14 protein-coding genes, 3 tRNA genes and 1 pseudogene are annotated in these 17,073 nt (G+C 63.3%); 15 read left to right on the top strand and 3 right to left on the bottom strand.

The genetic code is table 11. The features are described 5' to 3' along the window. The first annotated feature begins 189 nt into the window (after positions 1–189). Complete coding sequence (gene mgtE, locus AAGW05_RS07630; RefSeq protein WP_411803887.1) at positions 190–1,548, top strand: magnesium transporter; 1,359 nt, start codon at positions 190–192, stop codon at positions 1,546–1,548. A gap of 142 nt (positions 1,549–1,690) precedes the next feature. Next, positions 1,691–1,912, top strand: coding sequence for a helix-turn-helix domain-containing protein (locus AAGW05_RS07625; RefSeq protein WP_411803886.1), 222 nt, complete (start codon positions 1,691–1,693; stop codon positions 1,910–1,912). Between the two features lie 40 nt (positions 1,913–1,952). Here the strand turns inward: AAGW05_RS07625 and AAGW05_RS07620 are convergent, their stop codons facing one another. Together AAGW05_RS07620 and AAGW05_RS07615 are read right to left on the bottom strand one after the other, a co-directional pair. Next, positions 1,953–2,540, bottom strand: coding sequence for a TetR/AcrR family transcriptional regulator (locus AAGW05_RS07620; RefSeq protein WP_411803885.1), 588 nt, complete (start codon positions 2,538–2,540; stop codon positions 1,953–1,955). Between the two features lie 90 nt (positions 2,541–2,630). Beyond that, positions 2,631–3,167 carry a YhgE/Pip family protein gene (locus AAGW05_RS07615; RefSeq protein WP_411803884.1) on the bottom strand — a complete coding sequence of 179 codons (537 nt, stop codon included), beginning with the start codon at positions 3,165–3,167 and terminating at the stop codon, positions 2,631–2,633. A gap of 208 nt (positions 3,168–3,375) precedes the next feature. Here AAGW05_RS07615 and dusB point away from each other — a divergent pair, with 208 nt between their 5' ends. From dusB to AAGW05_RS07580, 7 genes and pseudogenes are all read left to right on the top strand, one after another. Continuing rightward, on the top strand, positions 3,376–4,557 hold the full coding sequence (gene dusB, locus AAGW05_RS07610; protein WP_411803883.1) for a tRNA dihydrouridine synthase DusB: 1,182 nt from the start codon (positions 3,376–3,378) through the stop codon (positions 4,555–4,557). A gap of 221 nt (positions 4,558–4,778) precedes the next feature. Then, on the top strand, positions 4,779–6,053 hold the full coding sequence (locus tag AAGW05_RS07605; protein WP_411803882.1) for a deoxyguanosinetriphosphate triphosphohydrolase: 1,275 nt from the start codon (positions 4,779–4,781) through the stop codon (positions 6,051–6,053). 522 nt (positions 6,054–6,575) lie between these two features. Beyond that, the gene (dnaG, locus tag AAGW05_RS07600) at positions 6,576–8,561 is read left to right on the top strand and encodes a DNA primase (protein WP_411803881.1); all 1,986 of its coding nucleotides are present in this window, start codon (positions 6,576–6,578) and stop codon (positions 8,559–8,561) included. A gap of 61 nt (positions 8,562–8,622) precedes the next feature. Then, positions 8,623–8,698: transfer RNA gene (locus AAGW05_RS07595), tRNA-Asn, on the top strand. 118 nt (positions 8,699–8,816) lie between these two features. Then, positions 8,817–8,889, top strand: a tRNA-Asn gene (locus tag AAGW05_RS07590). 115 nt (positions 8,890–9,004) lie between these two features. Beyond that, positions 9,005–9,391 (top strand): hypothetical protein, encoded by a 387-nt coding sequence (locus tag AAGW05_RS07585; RefSeq protein ID WP_411803880.1) that lies wholly within the window; start codon positions 9,005–9,007, stop codon positions 9,389–9,391. After that, a pseudogene (locus tag AAGW05_RS07580) lies at positions 9,274–10,253 on the top strand (RibD family protein). Before AAGW05_RS07585 ends, AAGW05_RS07580 begins: the two are co-directional and overlap by 118 nt. Here AAGW05_RS07580 and AAGW05_RS07575 read toward each other — a convergent pair. Then, on the bottom strand, positions 10,225–11,445 hold the full coding sequence (locus AAGW05_RS07575) for a multidrug effflux MFS transporter (RefSeq protein ID WP_411803879.1): 1,221 nt from the start codon (positions 11,443–11,445) through the stop codon (positions 10,225–10,227). The pseudogene AAGW05_RS07580 and the gene AAGW05_RS07575 sit on opposite strands and share 29 nt — an antisense overlap. Before the next feature lie 333 nt (positions 11,446–11,778). Between AAGW05_RS07575 and AAGW05_RS07570 the strand changes: the two genes are divergently transcribed. The 6 genes from AAGW05_RS07570 to AAGW05_RS07545 all read left to right on the top strand — a co-directional run bounded on the left by AAGW05_RS07570 (position 11,779) and on the right by AAGW05_RS07545 (position 17,050). Further along, on the top strand, positions 11,779–12,618 hold the full coding sequence (locus AAGW05_RS07570) for a phage holin family protein (protein ID WP_411803878.1): 840 nt from the start codon (positions 11,779–11,781) through the stop codon (positions 12,616–12,618). 55 nt (positions 12,619–12,673) lie between these two features. Continuing rightward, positions 12,674–13,291 (top strand): CDP-alcohol phosphatidyltransferase family protein, encoded by a 618-nt coding sequence (locus AAGW05_RS07565; protein WP_411803877.1) that lies wholly within the window; start codon positions 12,674–12,676, stop codon positions 13,289–13,291. After that, complete coding sequence (locus tag AAGW05_RS07560; protein ID WP_411803876.1) at positions 13,288–14,190, top strand: DMT family transporter; 903 nt, start codon at positions 13,288–13,290, stop codon at positions 14,188–14,190. The genes AAGW05_RS07565 and AAGW05_RS07560 overlap by 4 nt, the downstream gene beginning before the upstream one ends. Positions 14,191–14,233: 43 nt before the next feature. Further along, the gene (locus tag AAGW05_RS07555; RefSeq protein WP_411803875.1) at positions 14,234–15,439 is read left to right on the top strand and encodes a glycosyltransferase; all 1,206 of its coding nucleotides are present in this window, start codon (positions 14,234–14,236) and stop codon (positions 15,437–15,439) included. An 80-nt stretch (positions 15,440–15,519) separates the two neighbouring features. Continuing rightward, positions 15,520–15,593 (top strand) — tRNA-Ile (locus tag AAGW05_RS07550). 260 nt (positions 15,594–15,853) lie between these two features. Then, positions 15,854–17,050: an acyl-CoA dehydrogenase family protein gene (locus tag AAGW05_RS07545; protein ID WP_411803949.1), complete on the top strand. Its 1,197-nt coding sequence runs from the start codon at positions 15,854–15,856 to the stop codon at positions 17,048–17,050. Positions 17,051–17,073: the final 23 nt, after the last annotated feature.

Genomic DNA, 17,073 nt, shown 5'->3' with positions numbered 1-17,073 from the left:
GATTTCGCACACGGACGAATTTCCTCCGTCCCTGCGGATTCCGGCCGGACCGCCCGGAGTCCTTTCCGGCGGCCACGGGTTCGTGCGGCAGCGGGTCAGCAGCACCACGCCACACACCCATTTTTTGCACACAGCCACGGCCATCACCGCGGCATTCGGACGTGTGCATGCACCGGAGGGACCAGGATCATGATCAAGTACCCCGTCCAGACCTTTGAGGACAGCGCAGAACTTCTCACCAAGGCCTTGGCCGCTAACAACCTTGCCGCCATTTCACGGGCGCTGCAGCCCCTGAACGTCACCGAAACCCTAGAACAGCTTGAACGGCTGAGCACGATCGAGCGGGCGCTCGCGTACCGGACACTGCCCAAGGACCGCGCCGTCGAGGTCTTTGAGGGCCTCGACGCGGCGCTGCAGGCAGACCTGGTGGCCGGACTGCAGGAAGCCGACGTGGCGGAAGTCTTTGCGGAGCTAAGTCCCGATGACAGGGTGGCGCTGCTTGATGAGCTGCCGGCGTCGGTGGCCCACCGGCTGATATCAGGCCTCGACGAGCACCAGCGGGCACTGACAAGCACCGTCCTTGGCTATCCGCAGGGTGCCGTGGGTCGTTTCATGAGCCCCCAGTTCGTCACGACCCACCCGCACCTGAGCGTTGCGCAGACTTTCGCCCGGGTGCGCACGCAGCTGGATGAGGCCGAGAGCGTCTACACGATTCCCGTGACGGACGCGGGACGGCACCTGGTCGGGGTGGTCTCCCTGCGCGAGGTCCTGCGCGCGGACGATGCCGCCCTGATTGCGGACATCATGAAGGATCCGTTGAGCTTCCCTGCGACCAAGGGAGCGGAGGAGGCGGCCCGCTACTGCGCCGACGCGAAGGTCCTTGTGCTGCCCATTGTCGACGCCGAGGAGCGCCTAGTTGGCATCCTGACTGTTGACGACGCCCTGCGGATCCTCGAGGACGCAGAAACCGAGGACGCCGCACGTGCAGGCGGAACCGAACCACTGCGCCGGCCCTACCTTGCCACCCCCGTCAGCAGCATTGTGCGGGCCAGGGTTGTGTGGCTGCTGGTGCTGGCGGTGGGGGCCACCCTGACGGTGCAGGTCATCGGGGCCTTTGAGGCGACCCTGGAACAGCAGGTGGTGCTGTCCCTGTTCATCCCGCTGCTGATCGGCACCGGTGGCAACACGGGCAACCAGGCGGCAACAACCATCACCCGGGCCCTGGCATTGGGGGACGTGCGCCCGCAGGATGTGTTCAAGGTCATTGCCCGGGAGGTGCGCGTCGGCGCGTTCCTCGGCCTGCTCCTGGGCACGCTTGGCTTCACCATCGCCTCCCTTGCCTTTACCGTGCCCATGGGCCTTGTAATCGGGCTGACCCTGTTGGGCGTGTGCACCATGGCGGCCAGCATCGGCGGCCTGATGCCGCTGCTGGGCAAGGCCGTCAGGGCGGATCCAGCCGTGTTCTCAAACCCGTTCATTTCAACCTTCGTCGATGCTGCCGGGCTGGTCATTTACTTCCTGATCGCCACAGCTATCCTGGGCCTGTAACCCCCTCCGAACGCTCCCTCACTTTCTGCTTGTTTTAACGCAACGCTCGGTCTATCCGAAGCGTCGGCGGCGGTAAATGAACCGACGGTGGACAGCGCCCCCTGTTGATCCGCCGCTGAACCCCTGCAGAGCCGTCCCGCTCATGGCAGCAGCCGCATCCCTCAGCGAAAGGACCCTTGCCCGGCGCCTTGAAACCCACACGGGGGTGGCACCCATGAAATGGCTTGCAGCACAGCGGGCCGAACGGGCAATGGACCTGCTTGAAACAACGGCAACCCCCAGCCACTACCGCAACAGCTTCAGCGCCGATCAGCAGTGGGGCCGGGAGGTGAGGGAGCGTAGGGGAAAACACCGCCGGATGTAACCGAGCGTTCAGCCACAAGCAGCAGAATCTAACCGAGCGTTTAGGCGGGGTGGGGGCCTGACGCCAGCTTTCCGGACAGGGTGAACAGGATCGCCGCAGACACGTCTTCGGCCGGGGTGTCAGGGCTGAACAGCAGCCATTCGAGCCCGCCCATGAGGGTCGCCCCGAAGATGCCGCCGGCCATCAGCAGCCGGCTCCCCTCGGAGGTGCCGGCCGGGACCAGTGGCAGCAGTGCCGTGCCAATCTCGCTGACGGCGTCCCGGCGCAGGGACGATACGGCGTTCTGCCACACCCTGTCGGTCCGGAAAATTTCCGCCGCCATCAGCTTCGCCAGGGCCCGGTTCCCGGCAATCAGGGTCAGCATGTCCGAGACCATGGCCTCGATCGCGGCGAACCCTGCGGCCGACTGCCGTGCCTGTGCCAGCGTCTCGGCGAGCGAACTGACACCCGTCGTCAGCAGTTCCTCAAACAGCTTGTCCTTGGAGGAAAAGTTGTAATAAACGCTGCCCTTGGCCACGCCTGCCCGCTCCGCGACCTCCTCCATGGTGGTCCCGGAAATCCCGTGCAGCGCGCCGAGCTCCAGCGCGGCCGCCAAAATGGCCTTCTTGGTGGGGGAGATGCGGGGCACGGAATTTCCTTTGCTTGGGTGGGACGGGACCACTAGGTGGCAATGCTCAAAGACGCGGTCGACGGCGTGGCCGGAGACTCCCGTCGCTGGCTACATCTCCAGTTCCGGATGCAGCCACTTGCTGGAGAACACCCGCTGGCGCCCGGCGCAGAAGGCGCTGACGGCCACCGATGCGATTGCCAGTGCGGCAAGGAATGCCACGGAGATCCACAGTCGGGAGTCTATTCCACCAGTCATCAACTCCCTAAGTCCACTCACCTCATAGGTGGCCGGCATGAAGGGGTGAAGTGCCTGGAAGAACCCGGGGGTGGTTTCCACGGGGTAGGTTCCACCTGAGGAGCTCAGCTGCAGCATCAACAGCACGAGGCTGACGACGCGGCCGGCCGCAGTGCCGAACACGATGATAAACATTTGCTGCAGTGCAAGGAATGCCACGGTTGTCAGGTAAATGAACGCAGCCATGGCGACGGGGTAGACGGGTTTCATGTCCAGGCCACACAGGAGGACGGCAACCATGATGGCCACCTGGCCCAGGCCGATGGCCAGTGCCGGGAGCAGGTCGGTCAGCACGGAACGCAGTCCGCTGGCCCCGGCGGCGAGTGCACGGGTGGGCAGGGCGGCGGCCATTTTCACTTCTTTGTACTGATTGGTCAGTCTAACAAAAGTGTGGAGCTGGAGTTCAACCGCCCGGGCGCCTGCTTGGAGTGACGTTCTTCACTGCGCCGGGTGGGCGGGGCTGCGGATTACAGGGGTGGCGGCACGGTTTGGAGCTCTGGCTGCGCACCACCCGCGGGGGAGTGGAGCTTAATTTGGACGGATTTGAGAGAATTGAGCTGTGACTGTTCTCGACATCCCCGCCAGCGACACCAAACTGGACCTCCCGCCCCTGAAACTTGGCAACATCACCGTGGAAACCCCTGTGGTGCTTGCCCCCATGGCCGGAATCACCAACACCGCCTTCCGCCGGCTGTGCCGCGAGCACGGTGGAGGTGTCTTTGTCTCCGAGATGGTCACCTCCCGTGCCCTCGTGGAGCGCACCCCGGAATCCATGCGGCTGATCAGCCACGATCCCGACGAAAAGATCCGCTCCGTCCAGCTGTACGGCGTGGACCCCGAAACTGTGGGTAAGGCCGTGCGCATGCTGGTCGAGGAGGACCACGCGGACCACATCGACCTAAACTTCGGCTGCCCCGTGGCCAAGGTGACCCGCCGCGGCGGCGGAGCGGCGCTGCCGTGGAAGATCGACCTCTTCACCTCGATCGTGCAGACAGCCGTGCGCGAGGCGTCAAAGGGCCACATCCCCCTGACCATCAAGATGCGCAAGGGCATCGACGATGACCACCTGACCTACCTCGAAGCCGGTCGCATTGCCCGCGACTCCGGTGTGGCAGCCGTCGCACTTCACGGGCGAACGGCCAACCAGTTCTACTCCGGGAAGGCCGACTGGGATGCCATCGCCAGGCTCCGCGAGGCACTGCCGGATGTTCCCGTTCTCGGCAACGGTGACATCTGGAGCGCCGAGGACGCCATCGCCATGGTGCGCCAGACAGGGGTCGACGGAGTTGTCGTCGGCCGCGGATGCCAGGGCCGCCCCTGGCTCTTCGGCGACCTGATGTCAGCCTTCGAAGGCAGCGACGCCCGCCACAAGCCCGGCATGGCCGAGGTTGCCGCGGCCGTGTACAGGCACGCAGAGCTCCTCGTTGACACGTTCGACGACGAAAACAAGGCCCTGCGCGACATCCGCAAGCATATGGCCTGGTACTTCAAGGGCTACGTTGTGGGCGGGGAACTGCGCGCCCAGCTTGCCTCGGTGCCCACCCTGGAGGTGCTGCGCGGGCTCCTTGAGCAGTTGGACATGTCCGGCGAATACCCGGGAGTCGACGCCGAAGGCCCCCGCGGCCGCGCCGGAACGCCCAAGCGAACCGCACTGCCCGCCGGCTGGCTGGATGCACGCACGGTCAGCGGATCGGAAAAGGCGGAGCTCGTGGGTGCCGAGCTGGACACCTCCGGCGGATAATCCCCAACTCCTCCCACTACTCGCAGGCTCGCAGCGGGTCCCTCGGAGTCGTGGGCCCACCCAACTCCTCCCACCCACGGACATTATGCGCAGGACCCACCCGCGGGTTCTGCGCATAACCGTTTATGCGCAGAACTGGCAGCCAGCCCGACGCAGAACGGATTCAGCGGCCCGTGCACCGCGTCCCCGCCTGCGGCCGCGATGGCCCTAAACTTAGGCTTATGTCCAGCGAAACGCAGTCAGTGTACCTGCCCCACGATCAGCAGCGCTGGGTGCAGGAGGCGCCAAAAACGAGTTTTCGCACGGTCTTTGAGCGCGACAGGGCGCGGGTGCTGCACTCATCGGCGCTGCGCCGGCTGGGCGCCAAGACGCAGGTGGTGGCACCTGACACCGACGACTTCGTGCGCACCCGCCTGACCCACAGCCTTGAGGTCGCCCAGATTGGCCGCGAGCTCGGCCGCACGCTCGGCTGCGACCCCGACGTCGTCGACACCGCCTGCCTGGCCCACGACCTCGGCCACCCGCCCTTCGGGCACAACGGCGAATCAATGCTCAACGAGCTTTCCCACGACATTGGCGGCTTCGAGGGCAACGCCCAGACCCTGCGCCTGCTGACGCGCCTTGAGTCAAAGGTGCTGACGGCCGACGGCGGATCGGCCGGCCTGAACCTGACGCGCGCCTCACTCGATGCAGCATCGAAATACCCCTGGCTTGCTGCAGACGCCCCCCTAATCGATGGCCTGCGCACCAGCAAGTTCGGCGCCTACACCGACGATCTCCCCGTCTTTCAGTGGCTGCGCCAGGGCGCCCCCGCAGGGAAGAGCTGCATCGAGGCCCAGGTCATGGATCTGGCGGACGACATCTCCTACTCGGTCCACGACGTCGAGGACGCCATCGTTGCCGGCCATGTGCAACTGAAATGGTTGGCCAACCAGGACCAGCGCAACCGCGTCCTTGGATACACCCAGCAGTGGTACCTGCCCGCCATGGACACCGCGGAGATTGATGCTGCGCTGCGCCGGCTCGAGGACACCGACGTCTGGGTCAGGCACGCGGACGGCAGCCGGAAGTCCATGGCGGCGCTGAAGGACATGACGAGCCAGCTGATCGGCCGCTTCTGCCAAAGTGCAGTCGGCGCCACCCAGGACATCCACGGAACGGGACGTCTTGCGCGGTACGCCGGCGACGTCGTCGTGCCCCGGGAAACCGTCACCGAAATCGCCGTCATGAAGGGTCTGGCCACCACCTTCGTCATGACCACCGACCACCGCCAGCCCATCTACCAGCGCCAGCAGGACATCCTCAGCGAGCTCGTGGCGGTGCTCAATGCCACGGGCGATGCCCACCTGGAAACCATGTTCGCCGCCGATTGGCGTGACGCGGACGACGACGACGCCAGGCTTCGCGTCGTCATCGACCAGATCGCGTCCCTCACGGATGTGTCGGCCCTTGCGCTGCACGAACGCCTGGTGGGTGTGGAGCGGACACTGCTCTAGGGGCGCGGCTGCAGCGGGGCCTAGTTGGCCGATTCCCAGCGGAACCAGCGGATGCCGACGTATGAAGCCATTGCGGGCCAGCATAGGCAGGTGATCAGGGCCCAGCTGTCATTCCACGTCCACGGCGCACTCCCGAGCGCGTCCGAAAACACGGTGAAGCCGAGCAGGCGTCAGGCCCCCAGTCCGTCGTGAAGTCGGGCCGGTGTTGTCCTGACCCCGTGCAGCCCCGAAAACAGGCCCGCGAGTGGTTGAATCGTCAGTTCCGGCTGGAAGCTTGAGGACTGCAGTTGCACCCCCATGCGACCCCGGGTCTCAAGCGGCTGCGTCTGCACGTCGACGCCGTCAAAAGGAGGGTCCCGGCGTGGGGTGTGAGCAGGCCTTCGACCGCGCTGAGCGCGCCTGTCTTCCCACGCCGTGGCGGGCCAGGAGGATGCCGGAAGGGTGTGATTGCTGCCACCGGGTGTTCCCCGTGCCTGTGGACAAACGGCCGGAACATGCAGGAAACTCACGTAAACTGGCCCGGTGGCTGGGCTGATTAAACGCGAAGATATTGATGAGGTGCGAACACGCACGGACCTCAAGGAAATTGTTGACGCCTACGTCACCTTGAAATCGGCCGGAATCGGCTCGTACAAGGGATTGTGCCCTTTTCACGATGAACGCAGCCCCTCATTCCACGTGCGCCCGCAAATGGGATATTTCCATTGTTTTGGCTGCCAGGAAAGCGGCGACGTCATTTCCTTTGTCCAAAAAATGGACCACATTTCATTTTCCGAGGCAGTGGAGAAACTGGCCGGGCGCATCGGTTATGAATTGCGTTACGAAGACGGCGGCACGGGGCCCCGCCGCGAGGATATCGGCCGGCGCCAGCGCCTGCTCGATGCGCACAAGATTGCCGGGGAATTCTTCCGGGCCCAGCTTCTGACCCACGCCGCGGCCGCCGGGCGCCAGTTCCTGGCCGAGCGCGGCTTTGACCGTGAGGCGGCCGAGCGCTTCGGCGTGGGCTTTGCCCCGCAGGGATGGGACGCGCTGCTCAAGCACCTGACGGGCAAGGGCTTCACCCACGAGGAACTGAAGCTGACAGGAATGTTCTCCGAAGGCAATCGCGGCATCTATGACCGTTTCCGTGGCCGGCTCATGTGGCCCATCCGCGACATTGCCGGTGACACCGTCGGATTCGGTGCCAGGAAACTCTTTGAGGATGACCAGGGGCCCAAATATCTGAACACCCCCGAAACCACCCTCTACAAAAAGTCCCAGGTCCTGTACGGGATTGACCTTGCCAAGAAAAGCATCGCGGCCAAGCGCCAGCTGGTGGTTGTCGAGGGCTACACGGATGTCATGGCCTGCCACCTTGCCGGGGTTGACACGGCTGTGGCGACCTGCGGCACCGCCTTCGGCGCCGATCACATCAAGGTGGCCCGGCGCCTGCTGTCCGACGACGGCACAGGTGGCGAGGTCGTGTTCACCTTCGACGGCGACGCTGCCGGACAGAAAGCTGCACTGAAGGCCTTTGACGAGGACCAGCGGTTCGTGGCGCAGACGTTCGTGGCAGTTGAACCGAGCGGCGCGGACCCCTGCGAGCTCCGCCAGCGCAAGGGTGACGAGGCCGTCCACGCCCTGATCCGGTCCCGCCGGCCCCTGTTTGAATTCGCGATCCGCACAACACTCGCCAAGTTTGATTTGAGCACGGTGGAGGGCCGGGTGAGCGGCCTGCGGGCCTCCGCCCCCGTCGTTGCCTCCATTCGTGACGGCTCCACCCGGATGGGCTACAGCCAGGAGTTGGCCGGCTGGCTCGGTTTGGCAGACCCTAATGAGGTGCTGCGGGCCGTCAAGACCGCAGAGCGCAGGACGCATAGCCAGCCCGAGGCCAAGGGCCACGCCTCGGTGCCGGCCCGAGCCGACGCCGGACAACACAATGGTGGGCAACAAGCCGGCGGCCACCAGGGGGCAGTTGCCCAGGCTGCTTCCGGTCCGGGCTTTGCCCCAGGGCAGGGGCAGGCTGCGCCGCAGCCGGAGGCCCGTCAGCCCATTGCTCGCCCGGACCCGCGCGATCCCCAGGGGCGCATGGAGCGGGAGGCGCTCGAGGTGGTCCTGCAGCATCCCGGGATCCTGACAGCGGGGAACTGGCAGCATTTTGCCGCGACGGAATTTGTGGTGCCCGCATACAAGGCCGTGCAGCAAGGGATTGTGCTGGCGGGTCAGTCGGCGGAGGCGTCCTCGCAGTGGCTTGAGGCCGTGCGGGCCAACGTTCCGCCCGAACTTGCCTCGCTTGTGGCAGAACTTGCACTGAGCCCCCTGCCCGCCACGGGTGAGGACACGCTGACGCGGTACTGCCGCGACATTTTGAACAGGCTCTTTGAGCTTCAGATCACCCGGCTCAAACAGGAGCGCCTCGGTGCCCTGCAGCGCATGGATCCGGCCGTGGATCCCGAGAGCTACCAGCTTCTGCAGCGCGAATTAATGGAGTTGGAAACTGCCCGCAGGCAGCTTCGCGGGGACAACTGACGGGGCGGGACGGCTCGATTTCACAACTGGCCAACCCTTTGTTATTGTTGTTCCTGCACGATCCCCTATAGCTCAATTGGCAGAGCGTTCGACTGTTAATCGAAAGGTTCCTGGTTCAAGTCCAGGTGGGGGAGCCAAGGCGATATGTGTCTCCGGCCTCCGTGTGGGGCCGGAGACAATTTATTGTTCACGTGTGCAGAAATGATCGGATTTGTTTGTTGCTGAGATTATCTGCTAAGATTTATCTTGCTTCATTCCCCTATAGCTCAATTGGCAGAGCGTTCGACTGTTAATCGAAAGGTTCCTGGTTCAAGTCCAGGTGGGGGAGCTTTCGAGAAGAACCCCCGTATTCCTTGTGAATGCGGGGGTTCTTTGCTTTTCTCCGGCGCGGGCTCTATCCGCCCGTCCAACGAGATTGTTCCCATAGAGGGGAGCCACGGGCCATGTGGATGCGCATCCTGGCTGCAGTGGCGGTGTTTGTCTCAGCCCTGATCCACCTTGAACAATGGATTGTTGTCTTCCAGCACACGGCCGTTGTCGGACCGGCCATGCTTGTCAACTTCGCCGGCGTCGTCGTAATCGCTGTGGCACTTCTCTTCTGGCGCTATTGGGCGCCGCTGGCCCTCGCCATCCTGTTCGGCGCATCGACCCTTGGCGCGTTCATAACGGCGGTGACCATTGGCCGCTTTGGTGTCCACGAGCACTGGACAGGATGGATCATTTTCACGGCCGCCGGAGTCGAGAATGCTGCCATCATCCTGGGCCTGACCGGGCTGTGGATGGAACGACGGCGGTACGTGGCACCCAGCCCGACTCTGCGGCAGGCTTGACGGCCCCGCTGAAGGCCGTCACAAACTTGTCCCGAAACGCGCCCATGGGCCATACGCGCGCGCCCGGATCCGGCAACAGCCCCTGCTGCCAGCCCCAGGGGTTGATCCTGGCGAACACCGCCCGGTCGCGGGCAAGGATCGATATGGGCACGTCAGGGCCGGTTTCTTGGCGACCGATTCCGGGGAGCTGCCGGGCGCCGTCGTGCTGGGCGTTGGCTGGCTCCGGAACAAACGCGCGCAAGCACGACACAACCCGCCGCGACACAGTGCAGCATGGAACGCGGGAGCACGACATGCCTGAGCGCCCGTACACGCTGTTGAGCTCTGAGATGTCAATCGACGGCTACATCGATGACTCCCGCGACGGCCGCCTGCTGCTGTCCAACGCGGCCGACTTCGACAGGGTCGACGCCGTGCGGGCCTCCTGCGACGCGAGCCTCGCCGGTGCCGGCACCATCCGAGGGCACAACCAACGCCTGCTGGTGCGCAGCAGCGCCCGGCTGGACCCTGACTCGGGCTTCTTCACCGCAGGGGACCCCCACAAGGTCATTTACTGCGCCAGCGCCCGCGTCGATGAGGCTCGCGCACGCTTTGGTCCGCTGGCAACAGTGGTCGACGGCGGCCCGCAGCCCGGGATGGCCGGCGTCAGCGAGGACTTGCATGCCAGGGGCGTCAGGCGGCTCATGGTGGAGGGGGACAATCGGTCCACACCCAGTTTCTTACCGAGGGCCTCGCCGACGAACTCCAACTGGTGGTGGCGCCCTTCTTCGTCGGCGATTCGCGGGCACGTCGGCTGGCCGGAAGCCTGAACCGCGCCCGCCAGGCAGGGAACGCTAGATCTTGGGCACTGTGCGCGGCCTGACGATGAGCCAGAGAGCGGCCATGGCCAGCAGGCTCGCCCCGCCCATGATGGCTGCCATCGGTGTTGCGGTCTTGACGCCGACAATGCCCACAATGGGGGTGATCAGGCCTGCGAAGCCAAAGGTTGCCGCGCCAAGGAGTGAGGCAGCAGTGCCGGCCTGCTTTCCGTTGCGGGCCAGGCCCATGACCTGCACTGAGGGGAACATGAAGCCCGTGGCGCAGATGAAGAACCACAGTGGCACCATCGCGCCCCACAGCCCAAGGCCCAGTTGGTCGCAGACAATCATCGCGAGGGCGGCGGTCACCTGCGCTACAGTGGCGCACGCAATTACCCATTGCGGGCCGGTGTGGCGCATGATCCGCGCTGCCAGCTGCACGCCAGTCACCACACCGAGTGAGTTCACCGCGAACAGGTAACCGTATTGCTGCGGCGTGAAGCCATAGGTGGTCTGGAACAGGAAGGTTGAGGCCGAAAGGTACGTAAAGAGGGCGGCGAAGTTCAGTCCGCCCACAAAGAGGGTGCCGACAAAGATCCTGTCGCTGAAGACCGCCTTGTAGCGCTGGGCAACACCCACGCCGTCGGAATGGCGCTTGTGCGGCGGCAGGGTCTCGACGATGAACACAATCGCGGCGACAACCACCAGGGCCCCGTAGGCGGCAAGGAACCAGAAGATGCCGGGCCAATCCATGATGCCCAGCAGTTGCGAGCCGATCACGGGGGCCAGAATGGGGGCCATGCCGTTCACAAGCGCCATGCGCGAGAACATGCGGACCAGCTGGTAGCCGCCAAAGAGGTCACGGACCATGGCCATGGCCACGACGCCGCCACCTGCAGCACCGATGCCCTGCAGCACGCGGAACACGCCAAGCATGGTGATGTCTGTGGAGAGTGCGGCGCCGACGGAGGCACCTACATGCACGGCCGTCGCCAGGATCAGCGGCATGCGGCGCCCGAACTTGTCGCTGAAAGGCCCCACAATCAGCTGTCCGGCCGCGAAACCAATCGTTGTTGCCGTCAGTGTCAGCTGGACAGCTGTGGCGCTGACGCCCAGCTCCTTGCCAATGATGGGGAACGCCGGCAGGTACAGGTCGATGGTGAAAGGGCCAAGTGCTGTCAGCAGGCCCAGCACCAGGACATAGATCAGTTTTTGGCGACGGGACAGGGCATCGCCCGGATGGGAGGTGATGGTCAAGACGTGAATCCTCAGGAATGTGGTGTGCGCGTGGGTGCGGGCGGCCGCACAATGCAGACTGCCCGATGGTTCATGGTATGTGTTTTTTGGTCGAAGCCGGTCAAGGCCAGGAACGACGGCGGAACTCGCTCTGCCTGCCCGGAACCGACAACATGGCAGGGGCCTTTACTATTCCGCAACATTGCCGTGGCAGTGCCAGGCCCGTCGCGGCTGCGATGGGTGGTAATTTTGAGGTTACGAACAGTGCCACCTTTAAGTGGGCTGCAAATATTCTGGGTTCGAGCGGGACCATTTACGGACACCGCCCGGACCCTCATAACGGAGGCGGTCTCAGTGACTGATGTGCAAAAGGACCTGCATGTCCCGGCGGAAGAACATCAGAAAGTCGATGGCTCTGCGCTTGTAGACGCCGTCAAGACGGCCATACGGCTTGTGCCACGCCAGGTCAACGACGAAATTGCGTTGGCCAAGCTGGAACTCGAACACAAAAAAGCCCGTGTGGGCGGGGTCGTGGTCTATGCCACGCTGGCACTGGTATTCCTCGCACTTTTTGTCACCGCCCTCGTTGTGGCCGCCATAGCGGGGCTGGGCACCATCCTGCCCCTGTGGCTTTCCGCGCTCATCGTGTGCGCAGCGATGCTTGTCATCATCGGCATCACCTCATTGATTGCCTATAAGAAGGTCAAGTCGTTGCTGCCGCTGATGCCCGAGCACGCCTGGCGCGGCGTCCGCTACGATGTGGGGATTCTCAAGGAAGGCCGCGACTTTGACCCGGCAACCCTTGATGCGGAACCCCTCACGCGCGGGCAAAAGAAGGCGGCCAAGGCCGAAGCCGAGGCGGCCCGGGCCAAGGCCGACGCCGAACGTGCCGCCAAGGAAGCCGAACACGGCCCCAAGGCCACCGAGAACGAACTCATCGCACGCACCACGGCCCGCCGAGAACACCTGCTGGCGCTGCGCGGGGAGCTCGTGGCGGAAGCTGACGTCAAGAAGCAGGCCACGTACTTCATGGACACGGCCCGCAGCAAGGCCATGGATACGGTGAACAAGGCGGCATCGGGCGTTGTGGGCCAGGTGGCCACAACAGTCAAGGAGCGTTGGAAACCACTCGCAACCTTGGCCGTGTCGGCCACGGCATGCGTGCTGTTGCTGCGAAAGTTGATCAAGAGGTAATTCCGCTGTGGCATTGCCATGCACGTACACAAGAGAACCTGGGGAGGTGATTGACATGTCCGGACGTTCCACCACGGGCTCCGACGCCATTCTCACCATCCCCAATGTCATCACGGTGGTCAGGTTCCTTGGCACGCCACTGTTTGTGTGGCTCGTGCTGGCCCGCCAGGAATATGGTTGGGGTGTTTTTGTCCTCGCCGTGATGGGCTGCACCGACTGGATCGACGGGTTTGTGGCGCGCAAGCTCAACCAGGCGTCACGGCTGGGCCGGATCATGGACCCCCTGGCCGACAGGGTCGCCCTCGTTGCCGTCACCATCACCTTGGTGTTGGCTGGCATTCTGCCCCTGTGGCTGTTGGTCCTGCTGGTGATTCCCGACGTCGTCCTGCTCAGCGTTACGCTGTACTTCTTCCGGGGGGACGCTGATCTGAAGGTCACCATGCTGGGCAAGACCCGCACGGCCTCGCTCATGATCGGTACGCCCATGCTGCTGCTGGCCAAGGCGCTGGAATCCGATTTCACGTTCACGCTCGCCTGGGTTTTCCTCGGTGCCGGCATGGTCATGCACGTGATCGCCTTTAGCCAGTATTTTGTCGCCGTCATTGCCAAGCACCGCGAACTGCACTTCCCTGACAGCCTTGAAACGCACAGCCCGGAACAGGGGCGCCCTTGATGTGGCTTGCCGTGATGTGCGCCGTGGCGGGGGCGTTCTTCCTTGCGTTCGGCGCCCAGCGCCAGGGCAGCGCCGTGCAAAACAACACCGGCGGACTTGCCCTTGGCACCTCGGGCTTCATGCGGCTGCTGCGCAACCCGCGGTGGGTACTGGGGCTGTTGCTGCTCGGTGTGGGCACAGCACTGAATGTAATCGCGCTGACCCTGGGCACGCTGACGGTGGTGCAGCCCATTGGGGCCATAGCCCTTGTCATCACCACCATTGTGAATTCCCGCGACCAGGGCATCAGGCTCAACCGTGCAACAGTGGTCTCGATCACCGCCTGTGTTGCAGGAAGTGCGCTTTTTGTCCTCATGGCAGTGAATGTCGTGCGTGAAAATACTCACGTCACCGTCACCCAGGAGTTGACGGTGGTGATGCTGCTGGCCATTGTCGTAGTTATTTTTGGCGGTTCGCTGGTCTTTTTCAGGCAACGCCTGAAGGCCTTCTTTTATATCCTCGGGGCCGGTGTGTTGTTTGGCTTCGTCGCGGTCCTGACTCGCGTTATCTCGAAGCAGATCTTTGACCCGAACGGGCTTTTTCTGCTGAATGTCCAGTGGTATTCAGTGATCGCCATCGCCGTGGCTGGCGGGCTTGGCAGCTGGTTTGTGCAGAGCGCCTATGCCAGCGGTCCGCCGGATCTGGTGATCGCAGGCCTGACTGTCATCGATCCGATGGTGGGCGTTGCCATTGGCATTGTCATCTTGGGTGAACTTCGCAACGACGTTCCCCCGGTGGTGGCAATTGCCATGGCTGGAGCTGCGTTACTTGCTATCGTTGGGGTCATCGCGTTGTCAAGGCACCATCCGGACGTGGTGAAGCGGCGGCGTGCCGCGAAGAAGGAACAACGCAAGCAATGAGCCTTCAGCTGGCCCATTCAACAATCCATCAGGAGTTTTATCCGTGACATCCACCCAGGGTGAAGGCGCCCAAAAGCCGCTGACGATCTTGATCGCGGCTGACACTTACCCGCCGCACATCAACGGTGCTGCGCAGTTCAGTTTCCGGTTGGCGTCGGGGATGACGGCCAGGGGCCACAACGTGCATGTGATGGCGTGCCGTGAAAATGGCGGCCCCATGTTCACCGAAAATCGCGCGGAGGCCACCGTGCACCGTCTGCGGTCCCGGTCAGTGCCCACCCACGAGTACTTCCGGATCAGCCTGCCCTGGGAAATCAAGAAGGACATCTCGGCACTCTTTGATGTGATCAAGCCGGATGTCGTCCACGTGCAAAGCCACTACATGATCGGTGAACACGTGGTGTACGAAGCCGAACGCCGGGGCATCCGCATTGTGGCAACAAACCACTTCATGCCTGAAAACCTGAACCCGTTCCTGCCGTTCCCGCAATGGTTCAAGAACATCGTTGGCCGCGTTTCCTGGCGCGACATGGGCAAGGTCATGAGCCGGGCGGATGTCGTCACAACGCCTACACCGCTGGCGGCCAAGGCCATGCACGAGCACGCGTTCTTGCGCAAGGTCCTGCCGCTCTCCAATGGCATCGACTCGGGCAACTACGAATTGGCCGACGGCGAGGCCATGCGCCGCAACGACTACCCGACCATTGCGTTCGTTGGCCGCCTGGCCGAGGAAAAGCACATTGACGTCCTCATTGATGCCATTGCCAAGACGCCGGCAGAGTTGAACCTGCACCTGGTAGTTGTCGGTGGCGGCGAGGTCAAGAATGCACTCAAGGCCCAGACTGAAAAGTTGGGCCTTTCCTCGCGGGTGTCCTTCACCGGGTTGATCAGTGATGAGGAACTGCGCGAGGTCTACCTCAAGGCCGAGCTCTTTGTCATGCCCGGAACCGCTGAATTGCAGTCCCTGGTGACCCTTGAAGCCATGAGCGCCTCGACTCCCGTGGTGCTGGCCAACGCCATGGCCCTGCCGCACCTGGTGGAGGACGGCGTCAACGGCTACTTGTTCAAGCCGAATGACAGCGACGACCTCGCCGAGAAGATCACGACCATCATGACCCTCTCTCCCAAGGACCGCGCAGCCATGGGTGAAGCAAGCCACGGCCTGGTCGCCCGGCACGGGTTGAAGAAGACCCTTGACACCTTTGAGGACATTTATCGTGGCGGAAGCTTCGAGGATCACGCAGTTTAGCCCTTCACCCCTTAGGATTGTGGGAGTGCTTTTCCGCTGACCGTATTTCGGTGCTGCCGGCGAGGGAAGGCACCATGCGTGGGGCCATAGCTCAGCTGGTTAGAGCGCGGGACTCATAATCCTAAGGTCCTCGGTTCAAGTCCGAGTGGCCCTACAAGTAAAGCCGCAGGTCAGATTCCTTTTCAGGAACCTGGCCTGCGGCTCTTTTTATTTTGGTGGGAGTTTTTGTAGGTGGGCTCACCTGTTGACGGACTTGCGGTTCAACTGTCCGGACCGGTTCGAGGGGAGGGGAATGGCAGGGACGGCACCGCAGAATGTTGCCTGCGTCATGCGGATGCTGTATGTTACTGATCAGTAACATGTTTGGTTGTGGGCCGAACGGTTGACTGTTCAAAGTTGAGTTCAAGCAAAGGAATGCCCGTGTCCAAGGCTGCAGTAGACCTAAAAAACCTTCCCTACGCCGATGGCGACTTCTACGGTTTCGAGCAGCTGCTCTCCGTGGCCGAACGGGAGCGCCTGGCGGAAATTCGCGATTTCCTGGCCAAGGAAGTCAAGCCCATCGCCGTGGACTGCTGGAACCGCGGGGAGTTCCCCATGGAGCTGATCCCCAAGCTTGCCGAGGCAAACCTGATGAGCCCTGTCCGCCACCAGGGTTACTCGAACGTCTTTGCCGGCATTGTCCACGCCGAATTCACCCGCGCAGACGCCTCAATCGCCACGTTCATGGGCGTCCACGACGGCCTGTTCACCGGTTCGATCGAAGCCCTGGCCTCGGAGGAACAAAAGGCTGCCTGGCTGCCCGACATTTACGCCATGAAGAAGATCGGCGCCTTCGGCCTAACCGAGCCGCTTGGCGGATCCGACGTTGCCGGCGGCACCCGCACAACGGCCGTCCGCGATGGGGATAACTGGATTCTCAACGGGGCCAAGCGCTGGATCGGGAACGCCACCTTCTCCGACTGGGTCGTGATTTACGCCCGCGATGTTGCCGACAACCAGGTCAAGGCATTCCTTGTCGATACGACGCTGCCCGGCTATAGTGCCACGAAGATTGAAAACAAGATCGCCCTGCGCACGGTCCAAAACGCCGACATCACGCTGGAGAACGTGGTGGTTCCGCACGATTTCAAACTGGCAGGCGGCAACAGCTTCCGTGACACGAATAAGGTCTTGAAAGTCACCCGCCTAGCCGTGGCCTGGCAGGCAGTGGGCCAGCAGCTGGCGGCCTTCGACGTTGCCCGCCGTTACGCCGTCGAACGCCAGCAGTTCGGCCGGCCCATCGCCTCCTTTCAGATGGTCCAGGACCAGTTGGTGCAAATGCTCGGAAACACCGTCAGCTCGATGGGCATGATGGTCCGCCTCGCTCAGCTGGAAGACCAGGGCATCGCCAAGGATGAGCAGTCGGCACTGGCCAAGGCGTTCACGACCTCCCGCATGCGCGAAACTGTCGCCATGGGTCGCAGCCTGCTGGGCGGCAACGGCATTGTCACCGACTATGAGATGGCAAAGATCTTTGCCGACGCTGAAGCCATTTACTCCTACGAGGGCACCTACGAGATCAACACCCTCGTCACCGGCAGGGCCATCACCGGAGTCTCCGCGATCGTGTAACGCACGTCGCGGCATGCTCCTCT

The organism is Arthrobacter sp. LAPM80, from assembly GCF_046736435.1.
Taxonomy (GTDB): domain Bacteria; phylum Actinomycetota; class Actinomycetes; order Actinomycetales; family Micrococcaceae; genus Specibacter.
Note: the sequence above shows the minus strand (reverse complement) of the source record. Positions and strands in the feature narration are given on the sequence as shown.